The sequence below is a fragment of the Stenotrophomonas sp. 05N37 genome (assembly GCF_056397365.1).
Map to the genome: position 1 here is coordinate 116737 of NZ_JBFTNG010000007.1, position 15978 is coordinate 132714.

Sequence of the window (15978 nt, forward strand, 5' to 3'; positions counted from 1 at the left end):
CGGGCAATTCACGGCGTGACGCGCAGCCTGCGCGTATTGGCTGCATCCGCAGCGCACGTGCCGGAGAACTTGACGCATGAACACCCGAGGCGACTACGCCGCATCCGAACCCCTTGCCGCCGCGACTGTCGCGGTGGTCACGCCGCCGCCCGTCGTCGCGCCCGCGCACGATGGCGCCGTCTCCTGGGGCGCCATCTTCGCCGGTGCCGCCGCCGCGGCGGCCCTCTCGCTGGTCCTGCTGATCCTGGGCGTGGGCCTCGGCCTGTCGTCGGTCTCGCCGTGGTCGTATGAGGGCGTGTCGGCCGAGACCTTCGGCTGGTCGAGCATCGCCTGGCTGACGCTGACCGCGATCGCGGCGTCCGGGCTGGGCGGTTATCTCGCCGGCCGGCTGCGCAACAAGTGGAGCAACCTGCACGGCGATGAGACGTACTTCCGCGACACCGCGCACGGCTTCCTGTCGTGGTCGGTGGCCACCCTGCTGACCGCCGGGCTGCTCACCACCGCCATCGGCGGCGTGCTCGGTGCCGGCGCCAAGGTAGCCGGTGCAACGGCAGGTGCCGCCGCGACCACGGCGGGTGGCCTGGCCGCCGTCGCCGGTCCCGCCGCAACGGGCGACAACGGCGATCTGCAGTACTGGGTGGACGGGCTGTTCCGCGCCAACCCGGGTGCACCGGCTGCACCGATGGGCGCGCCGCCGGCCGATCCGGCCGCCGCGCCGCCGGCACCGCAGGCTGGCGTGATGCCGCCGCCGCCGCCGCGTCCGATGCCGGGCGGCGAACGCGGCCCGGGCCCGGGCCGTGGCGGTGACGTGCGCGCCGAGGTCAACCGGATCGTGGTCAACAGCCTCAAGTCCAATACGATGGATCCGGCCGACACGCAGTACCTGGCGCAGCTGGTCGCCAACCAGACCGGCATGAGCCAGGTTGAGGCGCAGGCCCGCGTGACCGACATGCAGGCCCGCCTGCGCGCCAGCCTGGAAAAGGCCAAGGCCGATGCCAAGCAGGCCGCTGACGACGCCCGCAAGGCCACCGCCTACGCCGCGCTGTGGCTGTTCATCACGCTGCTGGTCGGTGCCTTCAGCGCCAGTCTGTTCGCCACCTGGGGCGGTCGCCGCCGCGACCTGTAACCCCACACGTTCAACGAGGAGGATTCACCATGAAATATCTGCTGCTCTGGTTCCTGGGCATTCCGATTCCGATCCTGCTGCTGATCGCGCTGCTGCGCTGACGCAGCGCGCCCGGTAACGGGTATCGACCGACGGTCGTTACCCGCCGGGCAACACAGACTGCCGGGCCGCCATCGTGCGGCCCGGTGTCGTTTCACACAGGCGAACAAAGGTTCTTCTCTGCTGTGAGGGGGGTGTCTTGTTGCAGGCGCGGTTGCGGAGTGAGAGCAACGCTTTGCGTGTGGACGGGCAGTACCGGCGATGCTGGATCGGCTGGCGATCTTTGATCGTTTTTGTCGCGCGCGTGAGGGCCCCGTAGCCGCCGGTAGGCCCCTGGTGTAGTGTCCCCCGGCCGCGGAGCGGCCTCCTCCTTTATTTTGCCCAGGAGCCTACCGGCCGCTACGGGGCTCGGCTGTGCCAAGCAGGTGGACGCCAGGCGGGTCGGTGGGTTTGGCGCCGGGCCCCCATGCCCTTGGAGGCGAAATAAAGGGGGAGGCCGCGCCGCGGCCGGAGGACATTCGCCGGAAAGGGCATGGGGGCCCAGCGCGGAACCCATCGACTGCCGCTTGCGGCGAAATAAGAACAGGGGAGCGGCCGCGGGCGGACCCCGAAGGCGTCGCCGGAAAGGGCATGGGGCGCCCAGCGCCCGACCCGCCGATCCCCGAGCAGGAAACACTCCGTGCGTGCGCTGCATCTACGCGACGAACCAAACAAAAAGGCGGGGAAATCCCCGCCTTTCTGCCGTGCCGCCGTTACTGCTCGATCAGGTCAATGCAATCGACTTGTTCTTGCGTTCGGCCAGGCGCTTTTCCAGGTAGTGGATGTTCTGCCCACCGGCCTGGAAGCCTTTGTCGCGCATGATCCGCTGCTGCAGCGCGACGTTGGTCTTGATCCCGTCCACCACCATCTCGCTCAGCGCCACGCGCATGCGCGCGATCGCGGTTTCGCGGTCCGGGCCGTGCACGATCAGCTTGCCGATCATCGAGTCGTAGTTCGGCGGCACGCGGTAGCCACTGTAGATGTGGGTATCCACGCGCACCCCGGGGCCACCCGGCGGATGGAAGGCGGTGATCTGGCCCGGGCTCGGCACGAAGGTTTCCGCGTCTTCGGCGTTGATGCGGCACTCGATCGCGTGGCCGGTGAGCACCACGTCGCTCTGCTTGATGCTCAGCTTCTGGCCGGCGGCGATGCGCAGCTGCTCGCAGACCAGGTCGATGCCGGTCACCATCTCCGTCACCGGATGTTCCACCTGCACGCGGGTGTTCATTTCGATGAAGTAGAAGCGGCCGTCCTCGAACAGGAACTCGAAGGTGCCCGCGCCGCGGTAGCCGATGCGGATGCAGGCTTCCACGCAGACCTTGCCGATCTGCTCGCGCATTTCCTCGGTGATGCCCGGGGCCGGCGCTTCTTCCACCACCTTCTGGTGACGGCGCTGCATCGAGCAGTCGCGTTCACCGAGGTGGATGGCGTTGCCCTGGCCGTCGGCGAGCACCTGGATTTCCACGTGGCGCGGATTCTCCAGGAACTTCTCCATGTAGACCTGATCGTTGCTGAAAGCGGCCTTGGCCTCGGACTTGGTGGTCTCGATCGCCGCCTTCAACGAGGCCTCGGCATGCACCACGCGCATGCCACGACCGCCGCCACCACCGGACGCCTTGATGATGACCGGGTAGCCGATCTCACGGGCGATCTTGGTGTTGGCCACGATGTCGTCGGTGAGCGGGCCGCCCGAGCCGGGCACGCACGGCACGCCGGCGGCCTTCATCGCGCGGATCGCTTCCACCTTGTCGCCCATCAGGCGGATGGTGTCGGCCTTGGGCCCGATGAAGATGAAGCCGGACTCTTCCACGCGCTCGGCGAAGTCGGCGTTCTCCGACAGGAAGCCGTAGCCCGGGTGGATGGCCTGGGCGTCGGTGACTTCCGCCGCGGCGATCAGCGCCGGGATGTTGAGGTAGCTCTCCGAGGACGGTGCCGGACCGATGCAGACCGACTCGTCGGCCATGGCCACGTGCTTGAGGTTGCGGTCGACCGTGGAATGCACGGCCACCGTGCGGATGCCCAGGGTGTGGCACGCGCGCAGGATGCGCAGCGCGATCTCCCCTCGGTTGGCAATAACGACTTTGTCGAGCATGGACGGATCCTTAGCCGATCACGAACAGCGGCTGGTCGAATTCGACCGGCTGGCCGTTTTCGCCCAGGATGGCGACGATGGTGCCGGAGACATCGGCCTCGATCGGGTTGAACATTTTCATGGCTTCGATGATCGCCAGCGTTTCGCCGGCCTTCACCGCCTGGCCGACCGACACGAAGGCCGGCTTGTCCGGCGAGGACGAGGCATAGAAGGTGCCGACCATCGGCGCGCGCAGCACGTGGCCGTCCGGCAGGGCATTGCCCGGCTTGGCGGTGCCGCCGGTGGAGGCTTCGGTGGGCGACTGCATCGGCATCGCCGGGGCGGCCTGCTGGGCCGGGGCCGGGGCCATCATCATCTGCGGCTGGGCCTGGATCATGCCGTAGCCGGAGACCGGCGCGCGCGACAGGCGCACGGACTCTTCGCCTTCCTTGATTTCGATTTCGGCGAGGTTCGACTCTTCCAGCAGGTCGATCAGCTTCTTGATTTTGCGGAGATCCATAGAGGCCTCTTTAGCTCGTGGTGTCAGTGTGGTGGGAAGCGCGTTGCGCTCGGGTCAACGTAATTCGTAGAAGGTGCGCAGTTGGGCGATGCGATCGTTGGCAAGCGTGGTCAGGCAGCGCATCTGCGCGCCATTGCGCGAGGTGCCATCGGCGTTGAAGGCGTAGACCGCGTCGCAGTCGTGATTGCGCAGTTGGATCCAGGCACGCTGGGCCAGTACCAGCTGCTTCTCCGCCTCCGCGCAGTGGGTGCAGGCACCCTCGGCGGCCTGCGTGCGCAACTGCAGGCGCGCCTGGGCGTACACCGTGTTGAGTGCGGCGTCGGCTTCGCTGGCCACATCGGAGGCGCACAGGTCGCTCTCCATCGTGCCGCTGGGCTGCGCGCAATCGATGCCCTCGGCGCTGCGGTCGGCGGCCAGGGCGCCGCCGCACAGGCCGGCCCACAGCAACACGCTGGTCAAGGCACGCGGCAAGGTCGTCACGCGGCGGTGGCCGCCAGCCGGGTCAACGCCGCATCCATGGCATAGCGATAGCTGTCCGCGCCGAAGCCGCAGATCACCCCGACCGCCTTGTCGCTGAAGTAGCTGTGCTGGCGGAACGGCTCGCGTGCGTGCGGGTTGGACAGGTGGATCTCGATGAACGGCACGTCCACCGCGGCCAGTGCATCGCGCAGGGCCACCGAGGTGTGGGTGAACGCGGCGGGGTTGATCAGGATGAAGGCGGTGCCGTCTTCACGGGCGGCCTGCACGCGGTCCACCAGGATGTGTTCGGCGTTGGACTGCAGGTGCTCCACCACATGCCCGGCGGCCTGCGCCTGGGCCAGCAGGGCCTGGTCGATCTGCGCCAGCGTGGTGTGCCCATACACCCCCGGCTCGCGTGTGCCGAGCAGGTTGAGGTTGGGGCCATGCAGGACCAGCAGTTTCGCCATGGGGACCACGGAGCGGGAAAGGGCGAAGTCTGGCGGAACCTGCTGATCGTGTCCAGTTCGGCGAAGTTACGCGCGTTTCAATCGAACGTTTGAATTTTGGCCGGAATCCTTGTGCGGGCACTGCGCCTGCGTCGGACCCGCATCGGGCCGGGCACGTCAACGGTCCCCGGCAGACTGGCCGGAGACCGGCCGCACCCTGCGTGCTGGACCGTGCCCAGAGCGCACTATCGGGATTGGTAGTGGATACGTTATAACATCGCACCTTGTCGCCTTTCCCGCTGATTCCGTTCCCCATGACCCCCCATCGTCTTGCTGCCGCGCTTGCGGCCGCCACGCTTGCGCCGTGCGCCTACGCGCAGTCCGCCGATTCCGCCCTGACGCTTGGCACGGTCGATGTGCGCCAGCGCAGCGAGGGCCAGCTCACTGCGCACCAGGTGCTGACGTCGGTGGACGTGCTGGGGGCCGACCGGATCGAGGACAGCAACGTGCAGCACAGCTGGGAGTTGCTGGGGCAGATGCCCGGCATCCAGCTCACCGAAACCCGCCAGGGCGCCGAATCCGGCAAGGTCAGCTTCCGTGCGTTCAATGGCGAGGGCTACCTCAACGCCATCAAGACCCTGATCGACGGCGTGCCCAGCAACGTCAACAGCGGCAACCAGCGCTTCATCGACATGCTGTTCCCGCTGGAAATCAGCTACATCGAGGTGGTTCGCGGCACCAACGACCCACGCTACGGCCTGCACAACATCGGCGGCAACGTCAATTTCGGTACCCGCCAAGGCGGCAACTACACCGATGGCCGCCTTGCCTACGGCAGCGACGCCACCCGGGATGCGCAGCTGGCGATCGGGCGCGAGGCCAATGGCGTGGCGCAGAACTACTTCGTCGGTACCCAGGCATCGGGCGGCTATCGCGACCATGACACCTCGCGCAAATACACGGTGGGCGGCAAGTGGTACTACGGCAACATGGATGACGGCATGCGCATCGGGCTCACCGCCCGCGCCTACCACCACCAGGCCGAGGAGCCCGGCTTCATGACCGCCGCCGAGCTTCAGGCCGACCGCCGCGGGTCGGCACGGCGCAACGCGAACGACGCTGATGACCGCGACATGCGCCAAGTGGTGCTGCATGCCGATCTTCGGCTGGCCGATACCCTGTCCGCCGCCACCCGGATTTACTACAACCGCTACGAGGACGACCGCCAGGTCACCTTCAGCGACCTGCGCACCGGCAACGCGCCACGCCAACGCCGTGTCTGGGATGAAACGCAGGTGGGCATGCTGGGCACGCTCACCTGGCGCGCGCACGACACCCTCACCCTGGACGGCGGGATCAACTACGAGCACCAGGACAACGGCTACCTTCGCCAGCGCTTCAGCTACAGCGAACCGACGGATTTCAGCGCGCTGCCCGCACGCATCCAGAGCGACGACCGCCACACATTCGCCCATTGGGGCGCATACGCGCAGGCGATCTACCAGCCCGCCAACGCGCTGAAGATCGTGTCCGCCTACCGCGTGGACCGCTTCGACGGCCGCACCCACCTGCCCGGCGGCGTCAGCGGCCCGCTCCAGCGCTACGGCACCATCGGGCAGCCCAAGCTCAGCGTGGTGTATGCGCTGGGACCGACGACCAACGTCTACGCGAACTGGGGTCGCACCTTCCAGGTACTTACCGGATCGACCGCGCCGGCGTATCTCACCGCGGGGCAGGCGGCGGTGCAGCCGTCCACCAATACCGGCAAGGAGGCCGGCGTGAAGTTCGTGCCGTTCGCGGGCAGCCAGGCGCGTGTTGCGGTGTGGCAGCAGGACGCGGAGAACGAGATATCCAACATGCCCGCCACCGGTACCACCGTGGTACTTGGCCAGACCCGCCGCCGCGGGGTGGACCTGCAGGCCAGTGCGCCGCTGGGCGAGCGTTGGACGGTGTGGGCGTCGCACGCCTACCAGGAAGCGAAGATCACCCGCGATGGACGTAGCGGCGTGGTGTCGCTGCAGGGGCGCGAGGTGGCGGCGGTGCCGCGCCATATCAGCACCCTCGGGGTCGACTACCAGGCCACGGCGTCCCTGCAACTGGGCATGCAGGGCAGGGCGCAGGGCGACTATTACCTGGAGGAGCGCAACGTCGCAGGCAAGTACGGCGCATTCGCCGTGCTCGACCTGAGCGCGCGCTATGCGATCGACCCGAGGTGGAGCGTGGACGTACAAGTGAAGAACGCCACGGGCCGGGAATACGCCTATGCGTGGTGGGACAGCTTCTTCTGGGACCAGCCGCAGGCCATGTTCTCACCCTCGGCCGGGCGCTCGGTGCACGTCGGGGTGAGCATGCGGCTTTGACGGGAAAGGGTCAGCCCCGTCCGTTACGCAGCCCTACTCATCCCGCTTCAGCCACGCGACCAGTGCCGAAAACGCGGGGGAGGGCTGCCGGCGGTTCGGGTAGTAAAGGTGGTAGCCGGGGAAGGGCACGCACCACTTGTCCAGCACGGCCACCAGCCTGCCCTGCGCAATGTACTCGGCGACCATCGGTTCCGGCGCGTAAGCCAGGCCCAGGCCGTCCAGTGCGGCATTGATGACGTGGGTCATGCTGTTGAAGACCAACGGTCCATCGCCGCGTACGGTGAATTCCTTGCCCTTCTCTTCGAACTCCCAGGCATAGATGGCACCGGTTGGGCGATGCCGGATGTGCACGCAGCGGTGTTGGGTAATGTCGGCGGGTTTCCTGGGCTTGGGATGTTTCTCGAAGTACCCGGGAGATCCAACCACCACCAGGCGCCAATCCGGCCCGACCCTGACCCCGATCATGTCCTTGCTCAGCGCCTCTCCGAGCCGGATGCCGGCGTCGAAGCGCTGTTCCACCACGTTGATGAAGCCGTAATCCACGTACAACTCAAGCGTGATGTCCGGGTACTCGGCCAGGAACCCGGCAAGCCGCGGACGGATGATCGTCTGCATGGAATCATCCGTGCAGGAGATCCGTAGCGTTCCGGCTGGCCGGTCGCGCAGGTCGCCCAGCGCTTCCACGCTGGCACCGATGGCCTCGAAGTGCGGCGCGATGGAGCGCATCAGGCGCTCGCCCGCCTCGGTGGGCGAAACGTTGCGCGTGGTCCGGGCCAGGAGGCGGATGCCCAGGCGTTCTTCCAGCAACCGCATCGAATGGCTCAGCGCAGAGGGCGTTACCCCAAGGCGAACGGCCGCCTTGGTGAAGCTCTGCTCCTGGGCCACTACCAGAAAGGCTTGCAGATCATGGGTCTTCACGGCGCTCATGGATCAATTGTGAGCTCAACTCAACAATGCATCAACTTTAAGCCGGCTTATCGGCGTAGCCGACGGGGCTTACCGTGGCGCCCTGAGTCCCCCAACCGAGGCCGCCCTCGCATGAAACCCACCACGTTGCTGCTGGCGCTGCTCGCTGGCCACCTCCTTCCGCTGGCCGCGTTTGCCGCAGATGTGCCGGTGGCGGCCCGTGCCACCGGGGCGGACAACTTCTACCGGAGCCCGACGGTGACGGGTGAGCGCGTCAGCTTCCACAACCAGTACCAGATGGAGGTGGTGGGCACGCTGTACCGCCCACGGGGCCTGCCTCGCGGTAGCCGCGCCCCCGCCGTGGTGGTTGGCCACCCGATGGGCGCGGTGAAGGAGCAGAGCGCGCAACTTTACGCGCAGAAGCTGGCCGAGCAGGGCTTCGTCACGCTGGCGATCGATCTTTCCTTCTGGGGCGAGAGCGACGGTACCCCGCGGCACCTGGTGGCGCCGGAAATCTATTCGGACGACATCAGTGCGGCCGTGGACTTCCTGAGCACGCAGTCCTCCGTGGACCCGGATCGGATCGGCGGCCTGGGTATCTGCGGCAGCGGCAGCTTTGTGATCAGCGCCGCCAAGATCGACCCGCGCATCAAGGCCATTGCCACGGTGAGCATGTACGACATGGGGGCGGCGGCACGGCAGGGGCTGAACAACGGGCAGTCGCTGCAACAGCGCAAGGCGGTGATCCAGTCCGCAACCGACCAGCGCCTGGCCGAATTCAAGGGCGGGGCGCCCGTGTTCGTGCCCGGCACGGTGAACGAACTCGATGCTGACACGCCTGCCATCCAGCGCGAATTCTTCGACTTCTACCGCACCCCGCGCGGCGCCTACACGCCCAAGGGTGACACGGCCGAACTGGCGACCCAGCCGCTGTTCAGCAGCCTGGTCAAATTCATGAACTTCTATCCCTTCAACGACATTGAAACCATCTCGCCCCGGCCGATGTTGTTCATCTCCGGCGACGCCGCCCATTCCCGCGAGTTCAGCGAAGACGCCTACCGAAGGGCGGGGGAGCCCAAGGAGCTCTACTGGGTGAAGGGTGCGGGCCACGTGGACCTGTATGACCGCACCACCCTGATTCCCTTCGACAAATTGGCGACGTTCTTCCAGCGTGGCCTGGCAGGGAAATGAGCCGCACCGACGCCATTGCAGGCCGCGCCAACTGGGGCGGTGTGCTCGCGATGACGCTGTGCGTCTTCGCGTTGATCGCCTCTGAATTCATGCCGGTGAGCCTGCTCACGCCCCTGGCGGCAGATCTGGGCGTGACCGAAGGTCTTGCCGGGTATGGCATTGCCATTTCGGGTGCGTTTGCGGTGCTGACCAGCCTGTCGATTTCCCGGTTGGCGGGCAGCATAGACCGACGAACGTTGCTGCTCACCCTTACCGCATTGATGGCGGTGTCGGGTGGGGTGGTAGCGTTGGCGCCGAACTATCCGGTCTACATGGCGGGCCGTGCGCTGGTTGGCGTGGTGATCGGTGGGTTCTGGTCGCTGTCTGCCGCCACGGCCATGCGGCTGGTGCCGGCTGCGAAGGTCCCGCGCGCCTTGGCGATATTCAACAGCGGCAACGCGCTGGCAACGGTAGTGGCGGCGCCATTGGGCAGCTACCTGGGCGGCATGATCGGATGGCGCGGCGCTTTCCTGTGCCTTCTGCCGGTGGCTGCCATCGCCCTGGCGTGGCAGTGGGTTTGCCTGCCTTCCATGGCCGCGGAGCGTCGGCAATCACATGGCGGGGTGATCGCGCTGTTGCGTCGGCGCGAGGTGGCGCTGGGCATGATTGCCTGCGGTGCCTTTTTCATGGGGCAGTTTTCCTTGTTCACCTATGTGCGACCGTTCCTGGAACGGGTGACCGGTGCAGGAACCGCGGCTGTTCCGCTGCTGCTGCTGGCCATCGGCGCAAGCGGCTTCGTGGGCACGCTTGCCATCGGCGCATTCATCAGACGCGGGCTCTACCGCACGCTGGTGACCATCCCCGCGTTGATGGCGTTGATTGCAGTGGCCCTGGTTCCGCTGGGCCCCCGTCTTTGGCCGACCGCCGCGCTGCTCTCGGCATGGGGCCTGCTGGCCACCGCCGCACCGGTGGGATGGTGGAGCTGGCTGGCCCGCACGTTCACTGACAACGCAGAAGCCGGCGGGGGCCTGATGGTGGCAGTGGTGCAGTGCTCCATCGCGCTGGGATCCACCGTCGGCGGACTGCTGTTCGACAGCGTCGGCTTTGCCAGTACGTTCCTGGCCAGTGCAGGCCTGCTGCTGGTTGCCGCGCTGCTCGCCCATGTCACGGCGGCCGGCGCCGCGCCCACCTCCGGGCCGGCGGTGGCCGTGGAGGCCCGGGGCTGATGAGGCGTCATACGTCGATCACGGGCAAGCCGCTCTCCCTGCTGCTTGCACTCGGGGCAGTAGCGGCATGCTCTGCCGCCCCCCATCATCACGACGTCGCAGACATGAAAGCAGCGTCCAACACGGAGCTCCAGCCCATGAAGATTCGACTGATCATCAACGATCAGACCCTGTCGGCGGCCATGGAAGACAGTATCCCCGCACGCGAGTTCATCGCCCAGTTGCCCCTGACGCTGCAGCTCGAGGACTACGCTGCCACCGAAAAAATCGCACCGCTTCCGCGCCGTCTCAGCGTGGCGGGCGAGCCGGAGGGAATGACGCCGGTGGCAGGCGACATCGCCTTTTATGCGCCGTGGGGGAACCTGGCGATTTTCCACAGGCCCTTTGGCTACTCGAAGGGACTGATACGACTGGGTCGAATCGAAGGAGGACTGCAGGTCCTTCGCACGGAAGGTCCGGTAGACGTCCGCATTGAGTCCGATCCGCCGTAGGTCGCCTACGCGGTACACCACAATGATGAAGGCTTCGACGGAGTACGGCACCGCCCAGTTCGCGTGGAGGCGTGGGGTACGCCCCTCCAGGGGGAGAAGGTGACCGATGTCCACTACCAAGGCGATTGACTGGACGTGGCGGTCAAGATGTCTCGTCGGTCTGATGGGTGCGGCGATGCTCGCCTCCGCTCGGGGACAGACGGCGTTCGTACATGAAGGAGCAACGATGACTGTTGAATCAAACGGGGTTTCTGCCACCGAACTGGATTCCCTCCAGCACGGCATTATTCCGATCAGCGCCTTCGCCGCGGCCGGCAATATGGCGGGCCTGCGGGAGGCGTTGAACCAAGGCCTGGATGCGGGCGTGAGCCTGGCTGAAGCGCGGGAGATCCTCGTGCAGGTCTATCCCTATGCGGGCTTTCCGCGCAGCCTGAACGCGTTGAGCGAACTGATGCAGGTGGCGGAGTCGCGCAGGCGGCGGGGCATCCTGGATGAAGCCGGCCGCGAGCCCGGCAGGCCGATCCCCAAAGGCGACGCCTTGCTCGCTGCAGGCACCGCGAATCAGACCCGGCTGGCTGGCGGTCCGGTGTCAGGGCCGTTGTTCGATTTCGCACCGCAGGCAAATGGATATCTGCGTACGCACCTGTTCGGCGACATCTTCGAGCGCGACAATCTTGATTGGCAAAGCCGCGAGGTGGCCACCGTCAGCATGCTGGCTGCCCTGTCCGGCGTGGAACCTCAGTTGTACGCCCACATCGGCATCAGCATGAACATAGGGCTACGCCCAGAGCAGCTCTACACGCTGGCCGATGTACTCGAAGCGCGCTTCGGCCGGGAGGCTGCCGAGCGTGTGCGTGTCGGCATTCAACGCCAGCGCGAGGCCCGGCAGCAATGATGTCCAGGAAGATCGCCTTGTCGAGTGGCACAGGCACATTGGAGGGTGGATTGAACAAGATGATCATCGGAACGTTGATCGGCATGGCGGCATGCTCCTTCAGTGTTGGCGCGGAGGAGGCACAGATGACGAGGCTGTCAAAGATCACCGTCAGTGCAGAGCATCTGCCCGCCTATCGGGATGCCCTGGCTGAAGAGGTTCGCGCCTCGATGGACCTTGAGCCAGGCGTGCTGTCGCTGTATGCGGTCTTCGACAAGGAAGATCCGACCCGGCTGACAATCCTTGAAATCTATGCGAGTCGGCAGGCATACGAACAGCATGTGAAGAGTCCGCATTTCCTCAGGTACAAGAACGGCACGCTACATATGGTCACGTCGCTGGAGTTGGTTGATGTTGACCCTCTTCTGCCGGCGCTGAAGATCAAGTAGTAGGGAGCCTGGCTGCGCATGCGTGTGATACGCCAGGGACTCTCTTTCACTTACGGCATTCCGCCGTCAGTACGTCGGCGCGGCAGTCCTGCATTGGCCGATCTGCTGAAAGTGATCGGAGTCCGCTGATGGCCGGAAGCGGACGTTCCTTTGACCTTGTAGGCCAATACTGCACCTGGGTCGCCACCACCGCGGAGTCGGATGCTTCTCCCCAAGTTGGGCGAATTCTGAGTTGCGGCAGCCGCTGCGAGGCCTTTTCCACTCGGAGGCATTAGTCCGTCTGTTAACCCTATCTCGCTCGCGCGCCGTCTTTGTGTGTGGCAGACTCTTCCGCAAGCATAACCCGGGGGGGGCAAGATGCCGAAGTACTCTGGACCAGACGATGTCTACCGAGAACTGGTAGACGAATCGGATGAGAATTGGTTACTAGGCCTTTTGGCCTTCGCAGTCATCGAGCAGCAGCGAATCGATTGGGCAAAGCATCGATTAGAAACGTCTGGAACCTCCCCGACGGCCGGGGACGTTCAAGCATGGTACGAATCGCAGCCGCAGAGCGCGGTCGTTAGAGCAAAGGCCGAAGCAGAGACGGCACTGAATAACTACGGCGCACAGGCTGTTGAAGAATTCGATGACGCCTATCGCAAGGAAATTGCTCAAGGAATTGTCGTTGCTGAGATACAGAAGTTAGGGCGGTGGGGTCCTCAGCTGGGAATGAATGTTCTTGGCGGGGTAATCGGCTCTGTCGTCTTCACTGCACTCTTAATCATCATTGCTCTTTTCGTATTGCATGAACCATCGACGAACCACATAGCTCAGAAACTCAGACAACAAGCGGAGACCAAAGATGGCCAAGTCGGAAGTAACAAGTAAGCGCGCAGCATCGGCTGCGTCGAAGGTGCTGCGCGACAGTGGGTCGAGCAAGTCAGCCAAATCGGCCGCTGGTTCTGCATTGTCACAGCGCACTACGACAAATACCACTTCCAGTCGCGCAGCTACCGCGGCATCCAAGGCGCTTAATAGCGCCGGTTCAAGTAAGGCTGCGCGAACAGCAGCTGGCTCGGCGCTCACGCAAAAGCCAAAGCGGTAGTAGGAACAGATTAAATCCAAGGCCACTAGCACCTTAGTGTCCGCTCCTGGCCGGCTACGGCCGCGAGCACGGCCCGGAAGGGTTGAAGGAATTCGTCAACGTCAAGTCGATCAAGATTCCGGCTGCCGCTTGACAGTTGACCGCGGCGCCAACAACCGGCTCTGCGGCACCGAGCGCCCTCACGTGAAGTGACGCATTCGGCAAGGTGCCAGAAGCGCTTACAATCGTGTGCACCGCGCGCATTGACCGGTGCACGAAGAAGCGTAGTGCCACGCCATGCGTGGCTGCCCCAGGAAGAGAGCATTACAAATTGATCGCAAGCGAATGGTGTAAGTCCCTCGGTCTGATTGGCATGGCACTAGCCCTGGCACCCATGGCGTCAGCGGCAGAACCAGCCCGGCACCCCGCCCCCAATCAGGAACAAATCGACCGCGCCGTAGCCCTCGCAACCTGCAAGGCCGACCGCCCAACGTTCCGCACATTGTCCTATGAGCTACGCGACGTCGCATCCAGCCGCGAGCCCTCGGCAGGCTGGCAACCGGTCGCCCGCGAAGCGGGGGAATACGGCATGGCGCTGGGCAACATTGCCGGTGTCTTGGCGGAAATGCAGCTCACCGAACCCCTTCTCATTTTCGGCCATCCGACCAGGCGCTTGATACTGTCGCGCAGTTCCGTAGTCGCCACCTTCGATGACCCAGCCATCGGCGCAGACCTGGCCAAGTCCATGGGCATTGAACCAGAGACGAGGCAGGGCGGTCCTGCCGGGATGCGCATTGTTGAGTCAACGCCGGAAGCCGAAGGGGATGGCATCGAGGTGAAGGCATTGATAACCTCGCGGATCGACGCCGATCATGGACCGTTCGCCGTGGCAGGGTGCCTGTACTACACCCAGTAGACGCGAAGCCACCTCGGCACCCCATTCAGCGAGTTCCCGATGCAGTGGATTGATCTGCGCAGCGACACCGTCACCCAGCCCACCCCCGCGATGCGCCAGGCCATGGTCACTGCGGAAGTGGGGGATGACGTCTACCAGGACGACCCCACCGTCATCCAGCTTGAGCGCCTGGCCGCCGAGATGCTGGGCAAGGACGACGCGCTGTTTGTTCCGACCGGGGTATTCGGCAACCAGCTCGCGGTATTCACCCATTGCCGCCGGGGCGACGAAGTGATCGCCAGCGACGACTCGCATCTGGTCTGGCACGAAAACGGTGCGGCGGCGGTGATCAGTGGCGTCCAGCTGCGCACCATCGCCAGCGACCGGGGCCAGTTGGCGCCCAGCGAGATCGCGGCCCGCATACGGGTGGGGGAGGATATCCACATTCCCCGCACCGGACTGATCTGCCTGGAGAACGCGCACGGCAACGGCCGCGTGATCCCGCTGGCAACGATGGAGGCCACCGCCGCCATTGCCCGCGAACACGGCGTTCCCATCCATCTGGACGGCGCACGCGTGTTCAATGCCGCCACCTACCTGGGGTGCGACGTGAAAGCGATCACCCAGCATGTGGACACGGTGATGTGCTGCCTTTCCAAGGGCCTGGCCGCACCGGTCGGCTCGATCCTGGCCGGGCCGGCGGCCTTCATCAAGCGCGCCCGTTACAACCGCAAGCTGCTGGGAGGAGGGTGGCGCCAAGCCGGGGTGATCGCCGCGCCGGGCATTCTTGCGCTCACCGAAATGACGCAACGGCTGGATGTGGACCACGACAATGCAATCTACCTGGCTCAGCAATTGGCCGCAGTGCCAGGCATTGACGTGGACATGGATGACGTCCACATCAACATGGTGTGGTTCGCGCTACCCGAAGGCGTAGACATGCCGGGGCTGATGCAAGCCCTGGAAGCAGCCGGCATACGGGCCAACGGTGCGTACGGCGGCAAGATGCGGCTGGTGACCCATTGGCAGATCGACCGGGAAGCCATTGACCGGACCGTATCAGTGATCCGGAGCGTGGTGGCTGGGTGATCAGTCAGGACGGCGCGCGACCCAGCCCCGGAAGCTGAAGGCGGCGTAGAACAGCTCCACGTCCGTGAAGCCGGCCGCCTCCAGCAACGCAACCTCGTCCTCTGCGGAGAGAGCGGGGAGCTTTTCCGCCATCACCACAATCGACGCTTCGTCCCGCTCGTCCAGCACGCCGCTTGCAGACGCGAACGCTGCCGAGCGGCGCAACGAACGCATACGGGCCTCAGGCGCATAGCTGTGGTGGGCTACCACCATCACACCGCCAGGCCGCAGGCGTTGGAACAACCCTCGCAGGGTATTAAGCCGCGCATCCGGGTCTAGGAAGTGCAGCGTCAGCAGGCAGGTAGCGCCGTCGAACTCACGCTGCGGCGCATCCTCGATGAGGCCCTCCACCAGCACAGCACGCGAGGCGTTCGCGCCCAAGGTCTCCCGTGCAAGTTGCAGCATGGGAAGCGAAGGGTCTACGCCAACGAATCGCCAGCCCGGCTGCGCTTGGGCAAAGGCGTTGAGCTCCAGCCCGCCCCCAGCACCCAGCACCAGCACCTCGCCCGTCGGCGGAACGGATTCGGCCAGCAGGAGGTGGGTCATACGATGGAGCGCCGCGATACCAGGCACCTTGGCCTGTGTGGTCTGCTGATAGCTGCTGACTGCGGCGGGGTCTTTGAACGTCGACATGGATACTCGGCCTGCGAGGGCCCACTGATATGTAACCTCGATTGTTACATACAGCGGGCGTGTCCTGGTTGGCCATGCGT

At 65.3% G+C, this 15978-nt stretch carries 16 protein-coding genes; 10 read left to right on the top strand and 6 right to left on the bottom strand.

All coding sequences use genetic code 11. The features are described 5' to 3' along the window. Positions 1 to 76: 76 nt before the first annotated feature. Positions 77 to 1126, top strand: a complete 1050-nt coding sequence (locus AC1DGC_RS17075; RefSeq protein ID WP_394164042.1) for a hypothetical protein — start codon at positions 77 to 79, stop codon at positions 1124 to 1126. Positions 1127 to 1928: 802 nt separating this feature from the next. Here the strand turns inward: AC1DGC_RS17075 and accC are convergent. From accC to aroQ, 4 genes are read right to left on the bottom strand one after another with little or no spacing between them, the layout of a single operon-like run. After that, on the bottom strand, positions 1929 to 3296 hold the full coding sequence (gene accC / locus AC1DGC_RS17080) for an acetyl-CoA carboxylase biotin carboxylase subunit (protein ID WP_259210071.1): 1368 nt from the start codon (positions 3294 to 3296) through the stop codon (positions 1929 to 1931). Between the two features lie 10 nt (positions 3297 to 3306). Next, positions 3307 to 3795 (bottom strand): acetyl-CoA carboxylase biotin carboxyl carrier protein, encoded by a 489-nt coding sequence (gene accB, locus AC1DGC_RS17085; protein ID WP_259210073.1) that lies wholly within the window; start codon positions 3793 to 3795, stop codon positions 3307 to 3309. Positions 3796 to 3849: 54 nt separating this feature from the next. Beyond that, positions 3850 to 4275: a lysozyme inhibitor LprI family protein gene (locus AC1DGC_RS17090; protein ID WP_259210075.1), complete on the bottom strand. Its 426-nt coding sequence runs from the start codon at positions 4273 to 4275 to the stop codon at positions 3850 to 3852. Beyond that, entirely contained in the window at positions 4272 to 4721 is a 450-nt protein-coding gene (aroQ, locus tag AC1DGC_RS17095) for a type II 3-dehydroquinate dehydratase (RefSeq protein WP_259210076.1), read from the bottom strand. Before aroQ ends, AC1DGC_RS17090 begins: the two co-directional genes overlap by 4 nt. 293 nt (positions 4722 to 5014) lie before the next feature. Between aroQ and AC1DGC_RS17100 the strand changes: the two genes are divergently transcribed. After that, positions 5015 to 7060, top strand: a complete 2046-nt coding sequence (locus tag AC1DGC_RS17100) for a TonB-dependent receptor (protein ID WP_478048406.1) — start codon at positions 5015 to 5017, stop codon at positions 7058 to 7060. 33 nt (positions 7061 to 7093) lie between these two features. Here AC1DGC_RS17100 and AC1DGC_RS17105 read toward each other — a convergent pair whose 3' ends face one another. Next, positions 7094 to 7987: a LysR family transcriptional regulator gene (locus AC1DGC_RS17105; protein ID WP_259210078.1), complete on the bottom strand. Its 894-nt coding sequence runs from the start codon at positions 7985 to 7987 to the stop codon at positions 7094 to 7096. A gap of 111 nt (positions 7988 to 8098) precedes the next feature. On the opposite strand from AC1DGC_RS17105, the gene AC1DGC_RS17110 reads away from it, so the two are divergent. The 8 genes from AC1DGC_RS17110 to ltaE all read left to right on the top strand — a co-directional run bounded on the left by AC1DGC_RS17110 (position 8099) and on the right by ltaE (position 15226). Further along, a complete protein-coding gene (locus tag AC1DGC_RS17110; protein WP_478048407.1) occupies positions 8099 to 9157 on the top strand; it encodes an alpha/beta hydrolase in 1059 nt (352 codons plus the stop codon). Continuing rightward, the gene (locus tag AC1DGC_RS17115) at positions 9154 to 10362 is read left to right on the top strand and encodes an MFS transporter (RefSeq protein ID WP_478048408.1); all 1209 of its coding nucleotides are present in this window, start codon (positions 9154 to 9156) and stop codon (positions 10360 to 10362) included. Before AC1DGC_RS17110 ends, AC1DGC_RS17115 begins: the two co-directional genes overlap by 4 nt. Before the next feature lie 137 nt (positions 10363 to 10499). Further along, a complete protein-coding gene (locus AC1DGC_RS17120; RefSeq protein ID WP_478048409.1) occupies positions 10500 to 10853 on the top strand; it encodes a cyclophilin-like fold protein in 354 nt (117 codons plus the stop codon). A gap of 226 nt (positions 10854 to 11079) precedes the next feature. Then, positions 11080 to 11748, top strand: coding sequence for a carboxymuconolactone decarboxylase family protein (locus AC1DGC_RS17125; RefSeq protein WP_478048410.1), 669 nt, complete (start codon positions 11080 to 11082; stop codon positions 11746 to 11748). 59 nt (positions 11749 to 11807) lie between these two features. Beyond that, a complete protein-coding gene (locus AC1DGC_RS17130; RefSeq protein ID WP_394164075.1) occupies positions 11808 to 12176 on the top strand; it encodes a putative quinol monooxygenase in 369 nt (122 codons plus the stop codon). A 357-nt stretch (positions 12177 to 12533) separates the two neighbouring features. Beyond that, a complete protein-coding gene (locus tag AC1DGC_RS17135) occupies positions 12534 to 13046 on the top strand; it encodes a hypothetical protein (RefSeq protein ID WP_478048411.1) in 513 nt (170 codons plus the stop codon). 569 nt (positions 13047 to 13615) lie between these two features. Further along, positions 13616 to 14158: a hypothetical protein gene (locus tag AC1DGC_RS17140; RefSeq protein WP_478048412.1), complete on the top strand. Its 543-nt coding sequence runs from the start codon at positions 13616 to 13618 to the stop codon at positions 14156 to 14158. A 39-nt stretch (positions 14159 to 14197) separates the two neighbouring features. Then, complete coding sequence (gene ltaE, locus AC1DGC_RS17145) at positions 14198 to 15226, top strand: low-specificity L-threonine aldolase (RefSeq protein WP_478048413.1); 1029 nt, start codon at positions 14198 to 14200, stop codon at positions 15224 to 15226. Here ltaE and AC1DGC_RS17150 read toward each other — a convergent pair whose 3' ends face one another. After that, the gene (locus tag AC1DGC_RS17150; protein WP_478048414.1) at positions 15227 to 15898 is read right to left on the bottom strand and encodes a class I SAM-dependent methyltransferase; all 672 of its coding nucleotides are present in this window, start codon (positions 15896 to 15898) and stop codon (positions 15227 to 15229) included. It abuts the gene before it with no gap. Between the last annotated feature and the right edge of the window lie 80 nt (positions 15899 to 15978).

Bases quoted from the DNA above. Each gene is read 5' to 3' on its own strand.
- AC1DGC_RS17075 (WP_394164042.1), top strand. From the start codon at position 77: ATGAACACCCGAGGCGACTACGCCGCATCCGAACCCCTTGCCGCCGCG.
- accC (WP_259210071.1), bottom strand. From the start codon at position 3,296: ATGCTCGACAAAGTCGTTATTGCCAACCGAGGGGAGATCGCGCTGCGC.
- accB (WP_259210073.1), bottom strand. From the start codon at position 3,795: ATGGATCTCCGCAAAATCAAGAAGCTGATCGACCTGCTGGAAGAGTCG.
- aroQ (WP_259210076.1), bottom strand. From the start codon at position 4,721: ATGGCGAAACTGCTGGTCCTGCATGGCCCCAACCTCAACCTGCTCGGC.
- AC1DGC_RS17100 (WP_478048406.1), top strand. From the start codon at position 5,015: ATGACCCCCCATCGTCTTGCTGCCGCGCTTGCGGCCGCCACGCTTGCG.
- AC1DGC_RS17105 (WP_259210078.1), bottom strand. From the start codon at position 7,987: ATGAGCGCCGTGAAGACCCATGATCTGCAAGCCTTTCTGGTAGTGGCC.
- AC1DGC_RS17110 (WP_478048407.1), top strand. From the start codon at position 8,099: ATGAAACCCACCACGTTGCTGCTGGCGCTGCTCGCTGGCCACCTCCTT.
- AC1DGC_RS17115 (WP_478048408.1), top strand. From the start codon at position 9,154: ATGAGCCGCACCGACGCCATTGCAGGCCGCGCCAACTGGGGCGGTGTG.
- AC1DGC_RS17120 (WP_478048409.1), top strand. From the start codon at position 10,500: ATGAAGATTCGACTGATCATCAACGATCAGACCCTGTCGGCGGCCATG.
- AC1DGC_RS17125 (WP_478048410.1), top strand. From the start codon at position 11,080: ATGACTGTTGAATCAAACGGGGTTTCTGCCACCGAACTGGATTCCCTC.
- AC1DGC_RS17130 (WP_394164075.1), top strand. From the start codon at position 11,808: ATGATCATCGGAACGTTGATCGGCATGGCGGCATGCTCCTTCAGTGTT.
- AC1DGC_RS17135 (WP_478048411.1), top strand. From the start codon at position 12,534: ATGCCGAAGTACTCTGGACCAGACGATGTCTACCGAGAACTGGTAGAC.
- AC1DGC_RS17140 (WP_478048412.1), top strand. From the start codon at position 13,616: ATGGCACTAGCCCTGGCACCCATGGCGTCAGCGGCAGAACCAGCCCGG.
- ltaE (WP_478048413.1), top strand. From the start codon at position 14,198: ATGCAGTGGATTGATCTGCGCAGCGACACCGTCACCCAGCCCACCCCC.
- AC1DGC_RS17150 (WP_478048414.1), bottom strand. From the start codon at position 15,898: ATGTCGACGTTCAAAGACCCCGCCGCAGTCAGCAGCTATCAGCAGACC.